Source organism: Gordonia sp. p3-SID1431 (assembly GCF_025143765.1).
GTDB classification, from domain to species: Bacteria; Actinomycetota; Actinomycetes; order Mycobacteriales; family Mycobacteriaceae; genus Gordonia; species Gordonia hongkongensis.
In genome coordinates, this window is sequence record NZ_JAMBDT010000031.1 from 1 (window position 1) to 17,628 (window position 17,628).

Annotated in this window: 19 protein-coding genes; 4 read left to right on the forward strand and 15 right to left on the reverse strand. The window is 68.2% G+C overall.

Features of this window, described 5'->3' with window-relative positions:
* From coaBC to mihF, 4 genes are all read right to left on the reverse strand, one after another.
* Positions 1–775 (reverse strand): bifunctional phosphopantothenoylcysteine decarboxylase/phosphopantothenate--cysteine ligase CoaBC (gene coaBC / locus M4D77_RS10130; RefSeq protein ID WP_259936139.1); only part of this gene is annotated, 775 nt, incomplete at its 3' end.
* Between the two features lie 12 nt (positions 776–787).
* On the reverse strand, positions 788–1,087 hold the full coding sequence (rpoZ, locus tag M4D77_RS10135; RefSeq protein WP_004021987.1) for a DNA-directed RNA polymerase subunit omega: 300 nt from the start codon (positions 1,085–1,087) through the stop codon (positions 788–790).
* A gap of 41 nt (positions 1,088–1,128) precedes the next feature.
* Positions 1,129–1,758, reverse strand: a complete 630-nt coding sequence (gene gmk, locus M4D77_RS10140; protein ID WP_137808803.1) for a guanylate kinase — start codon at positions 1,756–1,758, stop codon at positions 1,129–1,131.
* Positions 1,759–1,798: 40 nt separating this feature from the next.
* Entirely contained in the window at positions 1,799–2,113 is a 315-nt protein-coding gene (gene mihF / locus M4D77_RS10145; protein WP_004021989.1) for an integration host factor, actinobacterial type, read from the reverse strand.
* 615 nt (positions 2,114–2,728) lie between these two features.
* On the opposite strand from mihF, the gene M4D77_RS10150 reads away from it, so the two are divergent.
* The 3 genes from M4D77_RS10150 (at position 2,729) to M4D77_RS10160 (ending at position 4,519) form a co-directional block, all read left to right on the forward strand.
* Positions 2,729–2,893, forward strand: coding sequence for a hypothetical protein (locus tag M4D77_RS10150; protein WP_159370731.1), 165 nt, complete (start codon positions 2,729–2,731; stop codon positions 2,891–2,893).
* Between the two features lie 64 nt (positions 2,894–2,957).
* Complete coding sequence (locus M4D77_RS10155; protein ID WP_259936140.1) at positions 2,958–3,947, forward strand: DUF6973 domain-containing protein; 990 nt, start codon at positions 2,958–2,960, stop codon at positions 3,945–3,947.
* Positions 3,944–4,519 (forward strand): hypothetical protein, encoded by a 576-nt coding sequence (locus M4D77_RS10160; RefSeq protein WP_159370728.1) that lies wholly within the window; start codon positions 3,944–3,946, stop codon positions 4,517–4,519. The genes M4D77_RS10155 and M4D77_RS10160 overlap by 4 nt, the downstream gene beginning before the upstream one ends.
* Positions 4,520–4,624: 105 nt before the next feature.
* Here the strand turns inward: M4D77_RS10160 and pyrF are convergent, their stop codons facing one another.
* From pyrF to M4D77_RS10210, 10 genes are all read right to left on the reverse strand, one after another.
* Complete coding sequence (pyrF, locus tag M4D77_RS10165) at positions 4,625–5,455, reverse strand: orotidine-5'-phosphate decarboxylase (protein WP_159370727.1); 831 nt, start codon at positions 5,453–5,455, stop codon at positions 4,625–4,627.
* Positions 5,452–8,787, reverse strand: coding sequence for a carbamoyl-phosphate synthase large subunit (gene carB, locus M4D77_RS10170; RefSeq protein ID WP_159370726.1), 3,336 nt, complete (start codon positions 8,785–8,787; stop codon positions 5,452–5,454). Before carB ends, pyrF begins: the two co-directional genes overlap by 4 nt.
* Positions 8,787–9,956, reverse strand: a complete 1,170-nt coding sequence (gene carA / locus M4D77_RS10175; protein ID WP_137808798.1) for a glutamine-hydrolyzing carbamoyl-phosphate synthase small subunit — start codon at positions 9,954–9,956, stop codon at positions 8,787–8,789. The genes carB and carA overlap by 1 nt, the downstream gene beginning before the upstream one ends.
* Positions 9,953–10,588 carry a hypothetical protein gene (locus M4D77_RS10180; protein WP_137808797.1) on the reverse strand — a complete coding sequence of 212 codons (636 nt, stop codon included), beginning with the start codon at positions 10,586–10,588 and terminating at the stop codon, positions 9,953–9,955. The genes carA and M4D77_RS10180 overlap by 4 nt, the downstream gene beginning before the upstream one ends.
* Positions 10,585–11,892 (reverse strand): dihydroorotase, encoded by a 1,308-nt coding sequence (locus tag M4D77_RS10185; protein WP_137808796.1) that lies wholly within the window; start codon positions 11,890–11,892, stop codon positions 10,585–10,587. The genes M4D77_RS10180 and M4D77_RS10185 overlap by 4 nt, the downstream gene beginning before the upstream one ends.
* 31 nt (positions 11,893–11,923) lie before the next feature.
* Positions 11,924–12,874 (reverse strand): aspartate carbamoyltransferase catalytic subunit, encoded by a 951-nt coding sequence (locus M4D77_RS10190; RefSeq protein WP_159371899.1) that lies wholly within the window; start codon positions 12,872–12,874, stop codon positions 11,924–11,926.
* Positions 12,874–13,458, reverse strand: coding sequence for a bifunctional pyr operon transcriptional regulator/uracil phosphoribosyltransferase PyrR (gene pyrR, locus M4D77_RS10195; RefSeq protein WP_058250344.1), 585 nt, complete (start codon positions 13,456–13,458; stop codon positions 12,874–12,876). Before pyrR ends, M4D77_RS10190 begins: the two co-directional genes overlap by 1 nt.
* A gap of 118 nt (positions 13,459–13,576) precedes the next feature.
* Entirely contained in the window at positions 13,577–14,062 is a 486-nt protein-coding gene (gene nusB, locus M4D77_RS10200) for a transcription antitermination factor NusB (RefSeq protein ID WP_058250343.1), read from the reverse strand.
* A 3-nt stretch (positions 14,063–14,065) separates the two neighbouring features.
* Complete coding sequence (gene efp / locus M4D77_RS10205) at positions 14,066–14,629, reverse strand: elongation factor P (RefSeq protein WP_058250342.1); 564 nt, start codon at positions 14,627–14,629, stop codon at positions 14,066–14,068.
* A 21-nt stretch (positions 14,630–14,650) separates the two neighbouring features.
* Entirely contained in the window at positions 14,651–15,760 is a 1,110-nt protein-coding gene (locus M4D77_RS10210; RefSeq protein ID WP_259936141.1) for an aminopeptidase P family protein, read from the reverse strand.
* A gap of 114 nt (positions 15,761–15,874) precedes the next feature.
* Between M4D77_RS10210 and M4D77_RS10215 the strand changes: the two genes are divergently transcribed.
* Positions 15,875–16,381: a B-4DMT family transporter gene (locus M4D77_RS10215; RefSeq protein WP_137808793.1), complete on the forward strand. Its 507-nt coding sequence runs from the start codon at positions 15,875–15,877 to the stop codon at positions 16,379–16,381.
* A 108-nt stretch (positions 16,382–16,489) separates the two neighbouring features.
* Here M4D77_RS10215 and aroB read toward each other — a convergent pair whose 3' ends face one another.
* Positions 16,490–17,614 carry a 3-dehydroquinate synthase gene (gene aroB / locus M4D77_RS10220; RefSeq protein WP_259936142.1) on the reverse strand — a complete coding sequence of 375 codons (1,125 nt, stop codon included), beginning with the start codon at positions 17,612–17,614 and terminating at the stop codon, positions 16,490–16,492.
* Between the last annotated feature and the right edge of the window lie 14 nt (positions 17,615–17,628).

Consider the following 17,628-nt stretch of genomic DNA (forward strand, 5'->3'; position numbering starts at 1 on the left):
GTTTCCCCGGGGCGCGGCCCCCGGGGGCGGGGGCCCGGGGGGGGGGGGGCCCCGGCGCCACGAGGGTGCCGCGCGCGCCGGGGGGGGCCGCGGCGCGGGCCAGCGCGAAGCCCTGCTTGCCGGAGCTGTGATTGCCGAGATACCGGACCGGGTCGAGCGGTTCCCGGGTGCCGCCGGCGCTGATGAGCACGCGGACGCCGGCAAGGTCGTACGGGAGTGCGTCGGCGCGATCGAGCAACAGCTCGCCCACCAGGGCGATCTCCTGAGGATCCGGTAGACGACCGCGGCCCGAGTCGGTGCCGGTGAGACGGCCCGACGCGGGTGTCATCACGACCGAGCCGTGCGACCGCAGCGTTGCGATGTTGGCCTGCGTGGCGGGGTGCTCCCACATCTCGGTGTGCATCGCGGGCACGAACAGCACCGGGCACCGCACAGTCAGCAGCGACGCGGTCAGCAGGTCGTCGGCACGCCCCTGTGCGGCGCGGGCCATGAGGTCGGCGGTGGCCGGGGCGATGACCACGAGGTCCGCCCCCTGCCCGAGCCGGACGTGCGCGACCTCGTCGACGTCGTCGAACACGGTCGTGGAGACGGGGTTACCGCTCAGCGCCTCGAAGGTCGCCTTGCCGACGAACTCGAGCGCAGCCGGGGTCGGCACGACGCGGACGTCATGGCCGGGCTCGGTGAAGTGTCGGATCACCGAGCAGACCTTGTAGGCCGCGATCCCGCCGCCGACGCCGATCAGGATGCGTCGCCGGGTTCCGGTCGGTTTGGTCATCACCGACGACGACTATTCGCCCTCGGTGTGCTCGAGCAGGTCGGAGTGGATCTCACGCATCGCGATCGACAGCGGCTTCTCCTGGAGGCCGGGCTCGACCAGCGGGCCGACATACTCGAGGATGCCGTCGCCGAGCTGGTTGTAGTAGTCGTTGATCTGGCGCGCACGCTTGGCTGCGTAGATGACGAGTGCGTACTTCGACGACGCGCGGTCGAGGAGATCATCGATCGGCGGATTGGTGATCCCCAGCGGCGTGTCGTAGGCCGGTGCGTCGGCGATCTCGGTGATGTCGAAATTGGTCGGGGTGCTCACACGAACTCCTGCGTCGAGGTCTGGGTGTCGGAAAGGGCCGGTCAGGTCGCGGATGCGGCCGGCTGTTCAGGTCCGACCAGCAAGGATACCAACTCATCGACGGCGCGGTCGACTTCGCTGTTCACGATGACGTGGTCGAACTCGTCCTGCGCGGCCATCTCGGTGCGCGCGGTGGCGAGTCGGCGCTCGATCGCCTCGGGCGTCTCGGTGGCCCGCCCGGTCAGGCGGGCGACGAGTTCGTCCCAGCTGGGCGGCGCGAGAAAGACGGTGATCGCCTCGGGGAGCCGGGCCACCACGTTGCGCGCACCGACCAGGTCGACCTCGACCAGAACCGGTTTGCCGGCTTCCAGAGCGGCGAGCACAGGGGCGATGGGGGTGCCCGAGCGCTGCAGCCCGCCGTGGATCTCGGCCCATTCCAGGAGTTCGTCGGCGGCGATCATCTTGTCGAAGTCGCCCGCGGACACGAAGTGGTAGTCGCGGCCGTCGACCTCGCCGGGCCGTGGGTCCCGGGTTGTCGCCGAGACGCTGAAGTAGACATCGGGTACCGCGGCGCAGACCCTCGCGACCACGGTGGACTTGCCGACGGCCGAGGGGCCGACCAAAACGATCAGTCGACCCCTCGTGCGTCCGGTTCCCTCGTGGTCCGGGCGGTGGTTCACCGCCGCGTCCACGGGTTCGTTCCGCTGCCGTATCCGGTTCGGTTGCTCACGCTCAGGAGCTGAACTTCTCGAGCAGAGCCTTGCGCTGACGGTCGCCGAGACCACGCAGGCGGCGGGTCGGGGCGATCTCGAGCTCGGTCATGATCTCCTGCGCCTTGACCTTGCCGACCTTGGGCAGGGCCTCGAGCAGGGCCGAGACCTTCATCTTGCCCAGGATCTCGTCGTTCTCGGCATCCTTGAGCACCTGCTGGAGATCGGTGCCACCGCGCTTGAGGCGCTCCTTGAGCTCCGCGCGGACGCGACGAGCGGCAGCTGCCTTCTCCAACGCAGCGGCGCGCTGCTCATCGGTCAACTGGGGAAGGGCCACGGGGTTCCTCCGTCTTTCGTTCTCGAGTGGGACTGCATCGTTCGCCCGGGGGCGTCCGAGGCTCTGTTGCCGTGCGACCGCGGCTGGATCGCCATCGCCGGCCTGTCAGCCGGGTCTGCACCCGGCCGACGCCATCAAAATGTTGGCGGCGAATGCGACCGTACCCACGTGAGCAGGCATTTGCGAGTGCGACCCCCCGTTTTCGGAGCGTTTTCTCATGTTGTAGGGCCTCGTGTGCGTTTACGGGAGCACAGCACCGATTCAGTGCCTCCCCCACCGCGCTGACTACGTGTTTCGTGACATTCTCGCAGGTCAGGGCAACATCGTGCGACAAGGTGGTCGATAGCAAAGCGAACGACCTCTCGCCCGGACGTCCCTCGACTGAGACGCGTGTGACACCAGTGATGTGGCCGGAAATTCTGGGATTGGGCCGAGGCACCGCGCGTGTCGCGGGCGGTCCCACGGCATCCCTGGGGAGAGCTGCCCGCCGTCGTCGGTGCACGCGGCTAGCATGATCTGACTTTCGGGGAAGTAGCTGATCGGGGGCGGTTGATGAAGGTGGTTCCGGCGCGGGTGCGCGAACTGGGCGAGAAGATGCGTGCGGGAGGCTGAGCGGTGTCGGATGAAGTCGCGTACACCGTCGAGAAGGTGCTGGCGTGGGACTTCGGCAGCGCGAAGACGGTCAGTGGCCGGTTGACGTCGAAGTCCGCCGACTTGAGGGGTACGGCCAGAGCAGCTGCAACGACCTTCGACGGCTCACTGGAGTACCTGGCGCAGTGACGGCGGACGGGACGCCCGGGAGTCGTCGAACGCGCACGCGGACGCTGCCGATCGCAGTGCCACCGTGATCGAGTCGCTGGCCGGGAAGTTCGATTCCCTCTTGGCGTCGATGGAGGGCGAGATCGCCAACGTGAGGTCGAAGAAGGCCGAGGCACTCGGCTCGGAGTTCGAACTCGCCGTCGCCGGTGACGGGGAGGTCTACTCGACGAAGTCGAACCTCGAATGGCTGAAGACCTGGAAGTTGGCCTACCAGGTCAAGATCGTGCAGAAGGAGTCACTGGAGAGCTACCTCATTAAGGAGATCCGCGGTTCTCTGCGGCGCATCGACGAGATCGACAAGGTCGGGTCCGAAGGGCTGCGACGGATCCTCGAGAAACTCCCCGACTCCATGAAAGCAGGAGCGGCGGGTCACCACTCCGATCCCCGGCTCGCCGAGATCCTGCGCGAGTATCAGGTCGACGCGTCCAAGGGCGGAGCGCGACTGTGGCCCTCGGGCGACCTGCTCGACACGATCCGCAGGTTCGATCCGACGTGCAAGCCCACCCTCATGACGCCCGAGGAAGTCACCATGCTCGCCGAGATGGGGGCGACACCGGTGACGGGCTGGCGAGCCGTCTACGACTTCTTCCAGATCCAGTGGAAGGCGGATGCCGTTGCCACCGCACGGCATCCGAATCGTGACAGGCGGGAGAACTCACTGGCAGACGGCCACGGTGACGCGTTCCGCCACACGTATTGGAACGCGCTCATGACCGACCGTTTCGGTCAGGAGTGGACGACGAGGTTCGCGACTGCTCATGAAGGCCTAGGCGGAAACCCAGCCAGCCGTGAGGCCATGGATCTCTACAACAACGAGGTGGGACGACGGATCGCGACCGAGAATCCGGACGCAGACCCGCAAAGGCTCGCCGAGCTGGTGGACAAAGCCATAACCGAAGGCCGCACGGTCGTCTTGGACGAGAACGGAGAGATCGAGTGGAGCGACAAGGTCGCGAAACATGAGACAGGAATTGCGTTGAAGACAGACATCCCGTTGCCGGCGCCGACCACGTGACCGGGCAGATTACGCTCACTGCACAACGCATCCGCAGTGTGACACTCGTCGTCGTCATTGTGATGACCGCCCTGGGTGCGGCCGCGTGCCTTCCGATCCCGAGGCTCGGCGAAAAGCCCCAGGAGGAGTGCTCGCGCGAGTTCTTCCTGTGGAGCAACGATGCCCCATTGGGTCCGTCGGCCGACTTCTTCAGGGTGGCTGACGAACTCGCAGCGACCGCCGGCATCACGACAAGTCTGGACGACATAGCCCGACGCGCGGGCTGGTCCCCATCCGGACGTTGGGACCGCCTCATCTACATCGCAATGTCCAGTGACAGCTCAGTGCTCAACGCCGCGGCCGGTACGACCAACATCTGCTACCGAGGGTTCAGTACGAGCGATCCCGACCGCGGCTCGGACGGCTACTACGTCTTCTTCAACGGACCGAATCCGGTACAAACGGCAGGTGCGGGATCTCAGCCTGTCATCGCGCCCGATGAGATCGCAGCGCTCGGTCGTGACGAAACCCTCTATTCGGATACGTCGATCAAACGGCCGGTGCTGCGGAGAGTTATCGCCGGTGGGCAGTGATCCGCATCGATCGATTCGATCGTCGTCGATACTGGCGGTCGCCGGAGCGGGCCTCGCCGTGGCGACCGCCGGTTGTCTCCCGAACCCGCGACTCCTGACCGCACCTCAGCCCAGCGCGGCCTCGACCTCGTCCCGGGCGCGGACGAAAGCGTCGCGCAGGGCGATGGGATCGGGCCCGGCTCGGAGCACGCCGCGCGAACTGGCGGGCAGCACCCAGGCCGGGTCGGCCCCCTCGAACACAATCGGCAGGTCGGCGGCCGTCGCACCCTGGGCACCCAGCCCGGGGGCCAGGATCGGGCCGCGGAGGCCGGCGAGATCGAGCCCGTGCTCACGTGTCGCCCCGACGACCAGACCGACGGTCGCGGTCCCGTCCGTATTCTCGGCGGCCGCGGCGTCGACGATCGATTGCGCGACCGTCCGCTCCCCCACCTGCGCCCGCTGGAGCTCGCCGCCCTCCGGGTTCGACGTCCGCGCCAGCACGAAGACGCCGCGCTCGCCGGACCGCGCGAGATCCAGTGCAGGGCGCAGGGATTCGTATCCCAGGTAGGGAGACGCGGTGACCGAGTCGGCGCACAGCGGCGACGACTCGGACAACCAGGCCTGCGCGTAGGCGGCCATCGTCGAACCGATGTCACCGCGCTTGGCGTCGGCGATGACGAGGGCGCCCGCCTCGCGGCAGCCCGCGATGACGCGTTCCAGTACCGCGAAACCCGCGGAACCGAACGGCTCGAAGAACGCGACCTGAGGTTTGATGACGGCGGCCACCGGACCCAGCGCCTCGACGCAGATGTCGGCGAACGCCGACAGGCCGTCGATGTCCACCGAGAGGCCCCACTCCTCGAGCAACGCGGCGTGGGGATCGATCCCGGCGCACAGACGCCCGCGCTCGGCGACCGCCTTCGTGTAGCGGCCGCCGAACCCGGACGCGTCCGTCACGAGCGGCCGGCCAGGTCGGCGTGCCGGTTCTGCAGCGACCGCACCCCGATGTCGCCGGTCAACGCGGCCTCGATGCCCTGCACGGCGGCCGAGGCACCCTGCACCGTGGTGATACACGGGATGTTCACCGACACCGCGGCGCTCCGGATCTCGTAGCCGTCGACGCGGGGCCCCGAGTTGCCATACGGGGTGTTGATCACCATCGTCACCTCGCCGGCGCGGATGATGTCGACGATCGTGCGCTGACCCTCGGCGGCCTCGAAGTGCTTGCGCACCGTCTCGCACTTGATCCCGTTGCGGCGCAACACGTCCGCGGTCCCCTCGGTGGCCAGGATGTCGAACCCCAGGTCGGCGAGGTGCTTCACCGGGAAGATCAGCGCCCGCTTGTCCTTGTTGGCCACCGACACGAAGATCTTGCCGCTGGTCGGGAGCGAGCCGTAGGCGGCGGTCTGCGACTTGGCGAATGCGCGACCGAAGTCGGCGTCGATGCCCATGACCTCGCCGGTCGACTTCATCTCGGGGCTCAGCAGGTTGTCGACCCCGCTGCCGTCATGGCGACGGAACCGATTGAACGGCAGGACCGCTTCCTTCACCGAGATCGGCGCCGTCGCCGGAGCCTCTCCGCCGTCGCCGGTGGCGGGCAGGATGCCCTGCTCCCGCAGATCGGCGATCGACGCGCCGAGCATGACGCGCGCACACGCCTTGGCCAGGGGCACCGCGGTGGCCTTGGAGACGAACGGGACCGTCCGGCTCGCACGCGGGTTGGCCTCGAGCACGTAGAGGATGTCGTCCTTGAGCGCGTACTGGACGTTGAGCAGACCCTTGACGCCGATGCCCCTGGCCAGCGCCTCGGTCGAGGTCCGCACCATCTCGAGGTCGGCGCGGCCGAGAGTGACCGGCGGCAACGCGCACGCCGAGTCTCCGGAGTGGATTCCGGCCTCTTCGATGTGTTCCATCACGCCGCCGATGTAGACCTCGTCGCCGTCGCAGAGGGCGTCGACGTCGATCTCCACCGCGTCTTCGAGGAACCGGTCGACCAGTACCGGGTGGTCCGGGGTCAGCTCGGTCGCGCGAGAGATGTAGTCCTCCAGGGACTTCTCGTCGTAGACGATCTCCATGCCGCGTCCACCGAGGACGTACGACGGCCGGACGAGCACCGGGTACCCGATCCGGGCGGCGGTGTCGCGGGCCTCGTCGAAGCTCGTCGCGGTACCGAACGCCGGGGCCGGTAGTCCGGCGGCGGTCAGCACCTTGCCGAACTCGCCGCGATCCTCGGCGAGGTCGATGGCCGCCGGGCTGGTGCCGACGATCGGCACCCCGGCCTCCTCCAAACGGTGCGCGAGACCGAGCGGCGTCTGGCCGCCGAGCTGGACGATGACACCTTCGACGGTGCCCGACTCCGATTCGGCGTGGTAGACCTCGAGGACGTCCTCGAACGTCAGCGGCTCGAAGTAGAGACGGTCGGCGGTGTCGTAGTCGGTGGACACCGTCTCCGGGTTGCAGTTGACCATGACGGTCTCGTATCCGGCGTCCGACAGGGTCAATGCGGCGTGCACGCACGAGTAGTCGAACTCGATGCCCTGACCGATGCGGTTGGGGCCCGAACCGAGGATCAGGACCTTGGGGCGCTCCGTCTGGGGCGCGATCTCACTGGTCGCCCCGGGGTCGAGTTCGTAGCTCGAGTAGTGGTACGGCGTCTTCGCCTCGAACTCGGCCGCGCAGGTGTCGACGGTCTTGTAGACCGGCCGTACGCCCAGCCCGATCCGGTGGGCGCGAACGGCTGCCTCGTCGGCGAAATCCGAACGCAGAGCGGCGATCTGACGGTCGGAGAAGCCGGTGGACTTGGCCTCGCGCAGCAACGGCTCGTCCAGTGTGTCGGCGTCGCGGATCTCCGCTCCGAGCGCGGCGATCCCGCCGATCTCGGCGAGGAACCAGGGATCGATCGCAGTGGCCTCGTAGAGGTCCTCGATCGTCGCGCCGGCCTCGAAGGCGAGCATCAGCTTGTACAACCGGCCGTCGCGCGGGGTCTTGATGTCCTCGAGCAGTGCGGGCAGGTCGACGGTCGCCGGGTCAGGGCGGTTGGGCTCGGCCCAGAAGCCGCCGGCCTTCGTCTCCAGCGACCGCATGACCTTGCCGAGCGCCTCGGCGAAGCTGCGGCCGAGGCTCATGGCCTCGCCCACCGACTTCATCGTGGTGGTCAGCGTGTCATCGGCGCCCGGGAACTTCTCGAACGCGAACCGCGGAGCCTTCACCACGACGTAGTCGAGCGTCGGCTCGAAACAGGCCGGCGTCTCCTTGGTGATGTCGTTGACGATCTCGTCGAGGCTGTACCCGATGGCGAGCTTCGCGGCGATCTTGGCGATCGGGAAGCCGGTGGCCTTCGACGCGAGCGCCGACGACCGCGACACGCGCGGGTTCATCTCGATGACGACGAGGCGGCCGTCGCGGGGGTCCTGGGCGAACTGGATGTTGCAACCGCCGGTGTCGACGCCGACCTCGCGCAGGATGTCGATGGAGAGGTCGCGCATGATCTGGTACTCGCGGTCGGTGAGCGTCATCGCCGGGGCGACGGTCACCGAGTCACCGGTGTGGACGCCGACCGGGTCGAGGTTCTCGATCGAGCAGACGACCACCACGTTGTCGCGGTTGTCGCGCATGAGCTCGAGCTCGTACTCCTTCCACCCGAGGATCGACTCCTCGATGAGGACGTTCGCCGTCGGGGAGGCGGCGAGACCGCCGCCCGCGATCCGGTCGAGGTCCTCGTCGTCGTAGGCCATGCCCGAGCCGAGACCGCCCATGGTGAACGACGGCCGGACGACGACCGGGAACCCGAGCTCGGCGACGGTGTCCCGCACCTCGTCCATCGTGTGGCAGACGCGGGACCGCGCGCTCTCCCCGCCGACCTTCTCGACGATGTCCTTGAACATCTGCCGGTCCTCGCCGCGCTGGATGGCGTCGAAGTCGGCGCCGATCAGCTCGATGCCGTACTTCTCCAGCGAGCCGCGATCGTGCAGTGCGACAGCGGTGTTGAGCGCGGTCTGACCGCCGAGGGTCGCCAGCACGGCGTCGATGGGATGCCCGGCGTCGCGCTCGGCCTCGATGACCTTCTCCACGTACTCGGCCGTGATCGGCTCGATGTAGGTGGCGTCGGCGAACTCCGGATCGGTCATGATCGTGGCCGGGTTCGAGTTGACCAGGCTGACCCGCAGGCCCTCGGCCTTGAGGACCCGGCAGGCCTGCGTGCCGGAGTAGTCGAACTCGCAGGCCTGACCGATCACGATCGGCCCGGACCCGATGACCAGGACGTGGTTGATGTCTTCGCGGCGCGGCATCAGGCACTCGCTCCTTGGGACTTGTCCCCTTCGAGCAGGGTGACGAACTTGTCGAACAGATACGCGGCGTCGTGGGGACCGGCGGCCGCCTCGGGGTGGTACTGCACCGAGTAGGCGCGACCGGAGAGCAGCTCGACGCCCTCCACGGTGCCGTCGTTGGCGCAGACATGGCTGACCCGGGCGCGGCCGAAGTCGGAGTCGAACTCCTCGCCCGCCTCGCCTTCGAGCGCGAAGCCGTGGTTCTGCGAGGTGATCGAGACCTTGCCGGTGGCGTGGTCGACGACCGGGATGTTGATGCCCCGGTGGCCGAACTTCATCTTGTAGGTCGACCGGCCGAGCGCGCGGCCCAGGATCTGGTTGCCGAAGCAGATGCCGAAGAGCGGGATGTCCTGGCCGAGCACCCCGCGGGTGAGTTCGACGATGTCGTCGGCCGTGGCCGGGTCGCCGGGACCGTTCGAGAGGAACACCCCGTCGGGTTTGAGGTCGGCGATGGCGTCGAGCGCGACGGTCGCGGGCAGCACGTGGGTGCGGACGCCGCGTTCGGCGAACATCCGCGGCGTGTTGGTCTTGATGCCCAGGTCGATGGCGGCCACCGTGAACCGATGCTGGTCGAGGGGTTCGACCACGTAACCGCTGTCGGTGGTGACCTCGTCGGCCAGCCGGGCGCCCTTCATGTCCGGCTGGTTGCGCACGCGGGCGACGAGTTCGTCGGTGTCGGCGAGCGCCGGGCCGGAGAAGATCCCGGCCTTCATCGACCCGTGGTCGCGGAGGATGCGCACCACGGTGCGGGTGTCGATACCGCCGATCCCGACGATGCCCTGACGGTCCAGCTCCTCTTCGAGAGAGGTCGTCGCGCGCCAGTTGGAGACGCGTCGGGTGGGGTTGCGAACCGCATACCCCGCGACCCAGATCTTGCCCGAGTCACCGTCGACTCCGGTGCTCCCGGCGCTGCCCGTGCTCTCGCCGTCCTCGGTGTTCCAGCCGGTGTTGCCGATCTGCGGCGCCGTGGCGACCACGATCTGCCGGTGGTAGCTCGGATCGGTCAGGGTTTCCTGATAGCCGGTCATCGCGGTGCAGAACACCGCCTCGCCAAGGGTCTCGCCGACTGCGCCGAAGCTCCGGCCGGTGAACACCTGGCCGTTCTCCAGCACCAAGACCGCTGTGTTCATTCCTGTGCCCCTTGTCCCTGTGGCCCGTGGCCACTGTCATGCGTCCCGGCGAAGGCGCTCACCCAGCCGGGGTAGATCGTTTTGTCGTCGGCGCGCACCCCGGAGTCGATCTCGGTGCCGCTGGGCAGGACCCAGCGGATGGCGAGGACGCCGTCGGCGGTCATCACCTTGCCCGCGATGCCGCGTTCGGTCCGGACCGCGGTGATCGATTCCCGGGGAATCCAGAGGTCACTGGCTCCCTGACGCGCAATGAGGATGCCCCTCTCGAACTCGGTCAGCACCGAGGACGCCCGGTCGCCGATGTCGCCGACGGTCACCCGGTTCTGCCAGCTCGGCGCGATGGTGCTGCCGAGGTAGAGGCCGGTATCTGGACCTCTGAGTACCGCGCCCGGCTCGGTGGGGATCGTCGGAAGCGTGCCGATCACGTCGGCCTGCGCCGCGGTCTTCTTCCGATTCCCGGTTGCCAGCAGGTAGAACACCGACGCCACCCCGAGGGCGAGCAGTGCGACCACGCCGATGAACCAGGCGTTGAAGACGATTTTGCCGTATCCGAGCAGCGACGCGACCACCGAGGCGACCACCAGCACCGCGAGGATCGCCGGTACCAGTCCACGCCTGGGTCTCGCGGTCATGGGGTCACCTGCCCGTCGTGGGCCGTCACCACGCCACGCAGCACGGTCGCGGTGACGGTGGCGGGCATGGTCATCGACTCGAACGGGGTGTTGTCCGAGAGGCTTGCCAGCTCGGGACCGTGCACCACCCAGGACGTGTCCGGATCGACGACGGCCAGGTTCGCCGGCTCGCCGACCTCGATCGGACGGCCCTGATCAGTCAGTTCGACGATCTGCGCGGGCCGCTCGCTCATCACACGCGCGACGCCGCGCCAGTCGAGCAGGCCGGGCTTCACGAGGGTCTCGACGATGATCGGCAATGCGGTCTGCAGGCCGAGCATCCCGGGCTTGGCCTGGGCGAACTCGCAGCACTTCTCCTGCGCGGCGTGCGGGGCGTGGTCGGTGGCCACACAGTCGACGATCCCCTCGGCCAGCGCCTGTCGCAATGCCTGCTTGTCGCGGACCTCGCGCAGCGGCGGATTCACCTTGTTGACCGGGTCGTACGTCTCGAGCCGCGAGTCGTCGAGCAGCAGGTGATGCGGGGTCACTTCGGCGGTGATCGCAATCCCCTGGTCCTTGGCCCAGCGCAGCAGTTCGACGGTGCCCTCGGTCGAGGCGTGACAGATGTGGATGCGCGCACCCGCGTCGCGTGCGAGCAGGGCGTCGCGGATGACGATCGACTCCTCGGCCGCACGCGGCCAGCCCGCCAGCCCGAGGCGCGAGGCCGTGGGCCCCTCGTTGGCGACGGCTCCGACGGTCAGTCGCGGCTCCTCGGCGTGCTGTGCGATGAGGACGCCGAGCCCGGTTGCGTACTCGAGCGCGCGGCGCATCAGGAGCGGATCGTCGACGCACTTGCCGTCGTCGCTGAACATCCGTACGCCCGCGGCACCGGCGGCCATCATGCCCATCTCGGCGAGCTGCTTGCCGGCCAGACCCACGGTCACGGCGCCGACCGGGTACACGTCGACGAGTCCGACCTCACGTCCGGACCGCCACACGTTGTCGGTGACGGTCGAGTTGTCGGCCACCGGGCTGGTGTTGGCCATCGCGAAGACCGCGGTGTAACCGCCGAGCGCGGCGGCCGCCGAACCCGACCGGATGGTCTCGGTGTCCTCGCGGCCCGGCTCCCGCAGGTGGGTGTGGAGGTCGACGAACCCCGGCAGCAGCACGCCACCTTTGCCGTCGAGGACGTCGGTGTCCTCGGGTGCGGTGACCTGATGGCCGATCTCGCTGATGATGCCGTCGACTACGAGGACGTCGATCGGGTCACCCTCGCCGTATGGACGAACGGCGCGGAGAAGAACGGATCCGGTGCGGGCGGTCACTTCACATCTCCTGACACGATGTCATGGGCGGTCATAGGTGGGCACCCGCGGAATCGGAACCGACCAGCAGCCGGAACAGAACCGCCATGCGGACGTGAACGCCGTTGCGGACCTGCTCCAGCACGGTCGCCTTCGGCGAATCGGCCACCGAGTAGCCGATCTCCATACCGCGCAACATCGGTCCGGGATGCAGGACCACGGCGTCGTCGTGCAGCAATCCCAGTCGCCGGTCGTTGAGCCCGAAGCGGACCGAGTACTCGCGGGCACTCGGGAAGAACCCGCCGTTCATGCGTTCGGCCTGGACGCGGAGCATCATGACGGCGTCGACGGCCGGCAGTTCGGCGTCCAGACTTCCCGAGACGCTCACCGGCCACTGGTCCACCCCGACCGGCAGCAGCGTCGGGGGCGCCACCAGTACGACCTCGGCGCCGAGCGTCGAGAGCAGGTGGGCGTTCGACCGAGCGACGCGGGAGTGGATGATGTCGCCGACGATCGCGATCCGCCTGCCCTCGAGCGAACCGAGCCGCTGTCGCAGGGTCAGCGCGTCGAGGAGCGCCTGCGTGGGATGCTCGTGCGTTCCGTCGCCGGCGTTGATCACCGCGGGACCGTCACCGTCGGGCGTGGTCGTCCAGTCGGCGATCTGGGCCGGCGCACCCGACGCCGGATGCCGGACGATCAGCGCGTCGGCGCCCGCCGCGTGCAGGGTCTTGGCCGTGTCGCGCAACGACTCCCCTTTGCCCGCAGAGGAACTGGAGGCACTGACGTTGATGACGTCGGCACTCATCCACTTGCCCGCGACTTCGAAGGAGACCCGGGTGCGGGTGGAGTTCTCGTAGAACACGGTCATCACAGTCCGACCGCGCAGCGTCGGCAGTTTGCGAACCTCACGCCCGGTCAGGGCCTGCTCGAAACGTTCGGCGTCGTCGAGGAGGGCGGTGGCATCGTCACGGCTGAGGTCTTGCGTAGACAGCAGATGCCGCATCATGAATCACTCTCCGCGGCAACCGAACTCGACGCGGAAGCGAGGACGACCTCGTCGATGCCGTCGTGTTCGACGAGGTGAACCGAGACCTGCTCGTCGCGGGCCGTCGGGATGTTCTTGCCGACATAGTCTGCGCGCAACGGGAGTTCGCGATGGCCACGGTCGACGAGGACCGCGAGTTGCACGGCCGCAGGACGACCGAGATCACGCAGTGCATCGAGCGCGGCACGGACCGTCCGTCCGGAGTAGAGGACATCGTCGACGAGGATGACGATGGCGCTGTCGACGCCACCGGCCGGCACCATCGTCCGCTCGAGCGGGCGGTGTGGCTTGCCGCGCAGATCATCGCGGTAGAGCGTGATGTCGAGATAACCCACCGGCACGTCGACCCCCGCGAACTCGCTGATCTTGGCACCCAGCCGGGTGGCGAGAGATGTTCCGCGAGTGGGGATTCCGATGAGGACGACGCGAGGTGCGTCGGGCGAGTCCAGAGCAGTCTTCTCGATGACCTGATGTGCGACACGGGCAATCGTGCGCGACACGTCGGCGGCATCGAGCAGCACCCTGGGAGCGGGGCTGGCCAAGGCCGACCTCCTTCTCCGCCTCGCAGGACGGATCGTTAAAGGATGTCTGTCTCGCGACACTCTACACCGGGCGGCGACGCCGACGAATTCCCGCGACGTACGCCACACCCGGTGCGGATCAGTTGGGCTCCGGCCGTCCGGGTGCGGCCCCACCGGGTTCGGCGGAAGCGGCTGCGCGGACCTGCGGCGCGAGCTCGGCGATCTTGGCCAGCACGCCGTTCACGAAGGCCGGCGAGTCGTCGGTCGAAAGTTCTTTGGCGAGTTCGACCGCCTCGTCGACGACGACGATCGTGTCGACGTCGAGAGAGTTGAACAGCTCCCACGTCGCCAGTCGCATGATGGCGCGATCGACGGCCGGGAGACGTTCGAGGGTCCAGTCGCGCAGATACGACGAGATGACCGCGTCGACCTGACCCTGGTCCTCGGCGAGTCCCTGGATCACGGTCGCGGTGTAGTCGTGGATCGAGCCGACGCTCTCGTCCGAGCGGACGTATTCACGACGTTCGGCGACGAGCTGCGCGGGACTGACCTTCTTGGCCTCGGCCTCGAAGAGCAGGTCCACCGCGCGCCGCCGCGCCTTGTGTCGGGTTCCGGGTTGTTTCACAGGTCAGGAGTTGACGCGGCCGAGATAGCTGCCGTCGCGCGAATCGACCTTGAGCTTGTCACCGGTGTTGATGAACAGCGGAACCTGGATCTCGGCGCCGGTCTCGAGCGTGGCGGGCTTGGTGCCGCCGGTGGAACGGTCGCCCTGGAGTCCGGGATCGGTCTGGGCGACGATCAGCTCGACCGTGACCGGCAGTTCGACGAACAACGGGTTGCCCTCGTTCAGCGAGACCTGCACGGTCATGTTCTCCAGCAGGAAGCGGGCGCCGTCGCCGACGGTGGCCGGGGGCAGGGAGAACTGCTCGTAGTCCTGCGCGTCCATGAACACGTAGTCGGTGCCGTCGTTGTAGAGGAAGGTCATGTCGCGACGGTCGACCGTCGCGGTCTCGACCTTGACGCCCGCGTTGAAGGTCTTGTCGACGGTCTTGCCGCTCAGCACGTTCTTGATCTTGGTGCGCACGAACGCGGGACCCTTGCCCGGCTTGACGTGCTGGAACTCCATGATCTGCCAGAGCTGGTCGTCCATGCGCAGCACGAGGCCGTTCTTGAAGTCGGCGGTGGATGCCATGTGGTTTTCGTTCCCTTGCAGTCAGATGACGGTGAATGTCTTGTCGGTGGCGGTCAGCAGGTCGGGGTCGCCGTCGGTGACCACCAATGTGTCCTCGATCCGGACCCCACCCCATCCGGGTAGGTAGACACCGGGCTCCACGGTGACCGCAGCACCGCATGGCAGTGTACCCGCCGCGAGTTTGCCGATTCCCGGCGCTTCGTGGATCTCCAGTCCCACTCCGTGACCGAGACCGTGCACGTAGTTCTCGCCGTGGCCGGCGTCGGCGATCACGTCGCGGGCCGCGGCGTCGACCGCCCGCAGGTCGGCCCCGGGCGTGAGGGCCCGGCGGCCGGCGGCCTGCGCGGTGGCGACGAGTTCGTAGAGGTCCCGCTGCCACGACGCCGCGCGCCTCAGGACGAAGGTCCTGGTCATGTCGGAGTGATACCCGCCGACCACCGAGCCGAAGTCGATCTTGACCAGATCGCCGTCCGCCAGAGCCGTGTGGGTGGGCCGGTGATGCGGGATCGCCGAGTGCGCGCCGGCGGCCACGATGGTCTCGAACGCGATCCCGTCGGCCCCGAGGCGGTACATCTCCCACTCGAGCGCTCGCGCGACCTGCCGCTCGGTCGTCCCGGCCCGCAGGACGCCGTCGGCGATGATCTGCGCCAGGGCCGCATCCCCGATCGCGCACGCCGCCCGGAGCAGCTCGATCTCCCCCGGTTCCTTGACCGCGCGCAGGTTCCGCACGACACCGGTCGTGCTGACGAGTTCGATCCCGGAGTCCCCGACAGCCGCGGACAGCGCTCGGTGCCCGGCCACGGTCTCGGTGTCGGCTTCGAAGCCGACGCGACCCGCCCCGGCGGCCCGGGCGTGGTCGACGAGGGCACGCGCCGCCGAGCGTTCGATGATCGGCTCGACGTCGGGCACCTGTTCGGCGACCTGGGTGAGATACCGGCCGTCGGTGGCGATCCGGTCGCCGGCCGGATCGTCGACGTCGATCAGCACGGCGGCGTTGGAGCCGGTGAACCCGGTCAGGTAGCGGACGTTGACGAGGTCGGAGACGACGAGGAACGAGACCGGGTCGTCCGCGGTACGCAGCTCGGCACGCAGCCGGGCGCGGCGGCCTGCGGTGTCATGGTTGATCGGCACCCTGGCCACGCTACGGCCGGCGCCCCAGCCGCGCGAACCCGCCCGACCCGCGAAACCCGGCCACTTCGACCAGGTGTGTCCGCTGTCACCACCCCCGTGCGTAAGATGACGCGCATGTCTTCGTGGTTGGTGCGCGGTCTGACGATGACCGCAGTTCACGTCCTCGCCCGCGTCTTGCTGGGATTCGCCGTGGTGCAGGCGCCGCTGAACTCGACGATCTGGCGCACCATCGCGATCGCGGTCGTCGTGCTCATCGCCCTGGTGTGGGGTGGTTACGACGGCATCCGCGACGCCCGCGCCAACCCCGATCCCGACGACTACGAGGATCTGACCGTGCGCTGGCTGCAGGCCGGTGTCCTCGCCGGCGTCGTCGCCGGGTTGATCTCCTGGATCCTCGGCACGGTCGTCCTGGCCGGCATCGGGCAGGCCAGCCTGTTCATCGAGCTGATCGCCGGGGCGTCGTTCACCGCACTGCTCGTCTTCGTCCCGGCCTTCGTCGGCGCGGCGATCGGCCGTTTCCTCGTCCGGCGCGACCAGAACAAGGGCGCAGCCGACGACGACTGGTCGGTGCACGAGGATCGTCATGCCGACACGGATGCCCCGACTCGGGAGATCCGCTGACGTTGTCTTGACCGGCCGTCTACCCGCAAACCCACCCCCTTTCCACAAAGTCACCACGCTCGGACTGGGCTGGGTTTGTGGAAAAGGGGTGGGTTTGTGCAGCGCTGACTAGAGCAGCACCGACGTGCTCTTCGCCGCGGGGCCGCCCGCCACCGCGGAGTAGGCGGCCGCGATCAGTCCGGGATCGGGGCCCTCGAGGCGGCCGGGCTTGGCCAGACCGTCCAGGACGACGAAACGCAGTACCCCGGAACGATTCTTCTTGTCCCCCGCCATCCCCTGCAGGAGATCGGCGAACGCATCCGGGTCATAGGTCGTCGGCAACCCCACGAGATCCAGGATCGCCTTGTGCCGATCCGCCGTGGCGTCGTCGAGGCGGCCCGCCAGTCGGGAAAGTTCGGCAGCGAACACCAGGCCCACCGACACCGCCGCGCCGTGACGCCAGCGGTAGCGCTCGCGGCGCTCGATCGCGTGGCCGAGAGTGTGCCCGTAGTTGAGGATCTCGCGCAGCGACGACTCCTTGAGGTCGGCCGACACCACGTCGGCCTTGACCTGCACCGAGCGCCGGATGAGATCGGGCAGTACCGGCGACGTCGGGTCGAGTGCGGCCTCGGGGTCGGTCTCGATGATGTCGAGGATCGTCGGATCGGCGATGAACCCGGTCTTGATGACCTCGGCGAGTCCGGCGACGATCTCGTTGCGCGGGACGGTCTCCAGCGTGCCGGTGTCGATCAGGACGGCGTCGGGTTCGTGGAACGAGCCGACGAGGTTCTTGCCCGCCTCGGTGTTGATGCCGGTCTTGCCGCCCACGGCGGCGTCGACCATCGCCAGCAGGGTCGTCGGGATGTGGATGACCCCGATGCCGCGCATCCAGGTCGCCGCGACGAACCCGGCGAGGTCGGTGGCGGCTCCCCCGCCGAGGCTGATGACCTTGTCGTTGCGTTTGAGGCCGATCCGGCCGAACACCTCCCAGCAGAACGACGCGACCGAGAGGTCCTTGCCGGCCTCGGCGTCGGGGATCTCGACGCGATGGGCGTCGAACCCCTTGTCCGCCAGATACTCTCGGATCTGTTCGGCGGTCTTGGCCAGCGGCGGCTGATACAGGATCGCGATGCGGTCGGCGCCCTGCGCGGCCGCGGCCACCTCACCGAGGAGTCCCCGGCCGATGGTCACGTCGTACGGTGCGCCGGCGTTGACCCGGATGGCGATGGGTTCGTTCGCTGCCTGTTCGTTCACGGTGATACTCGGCT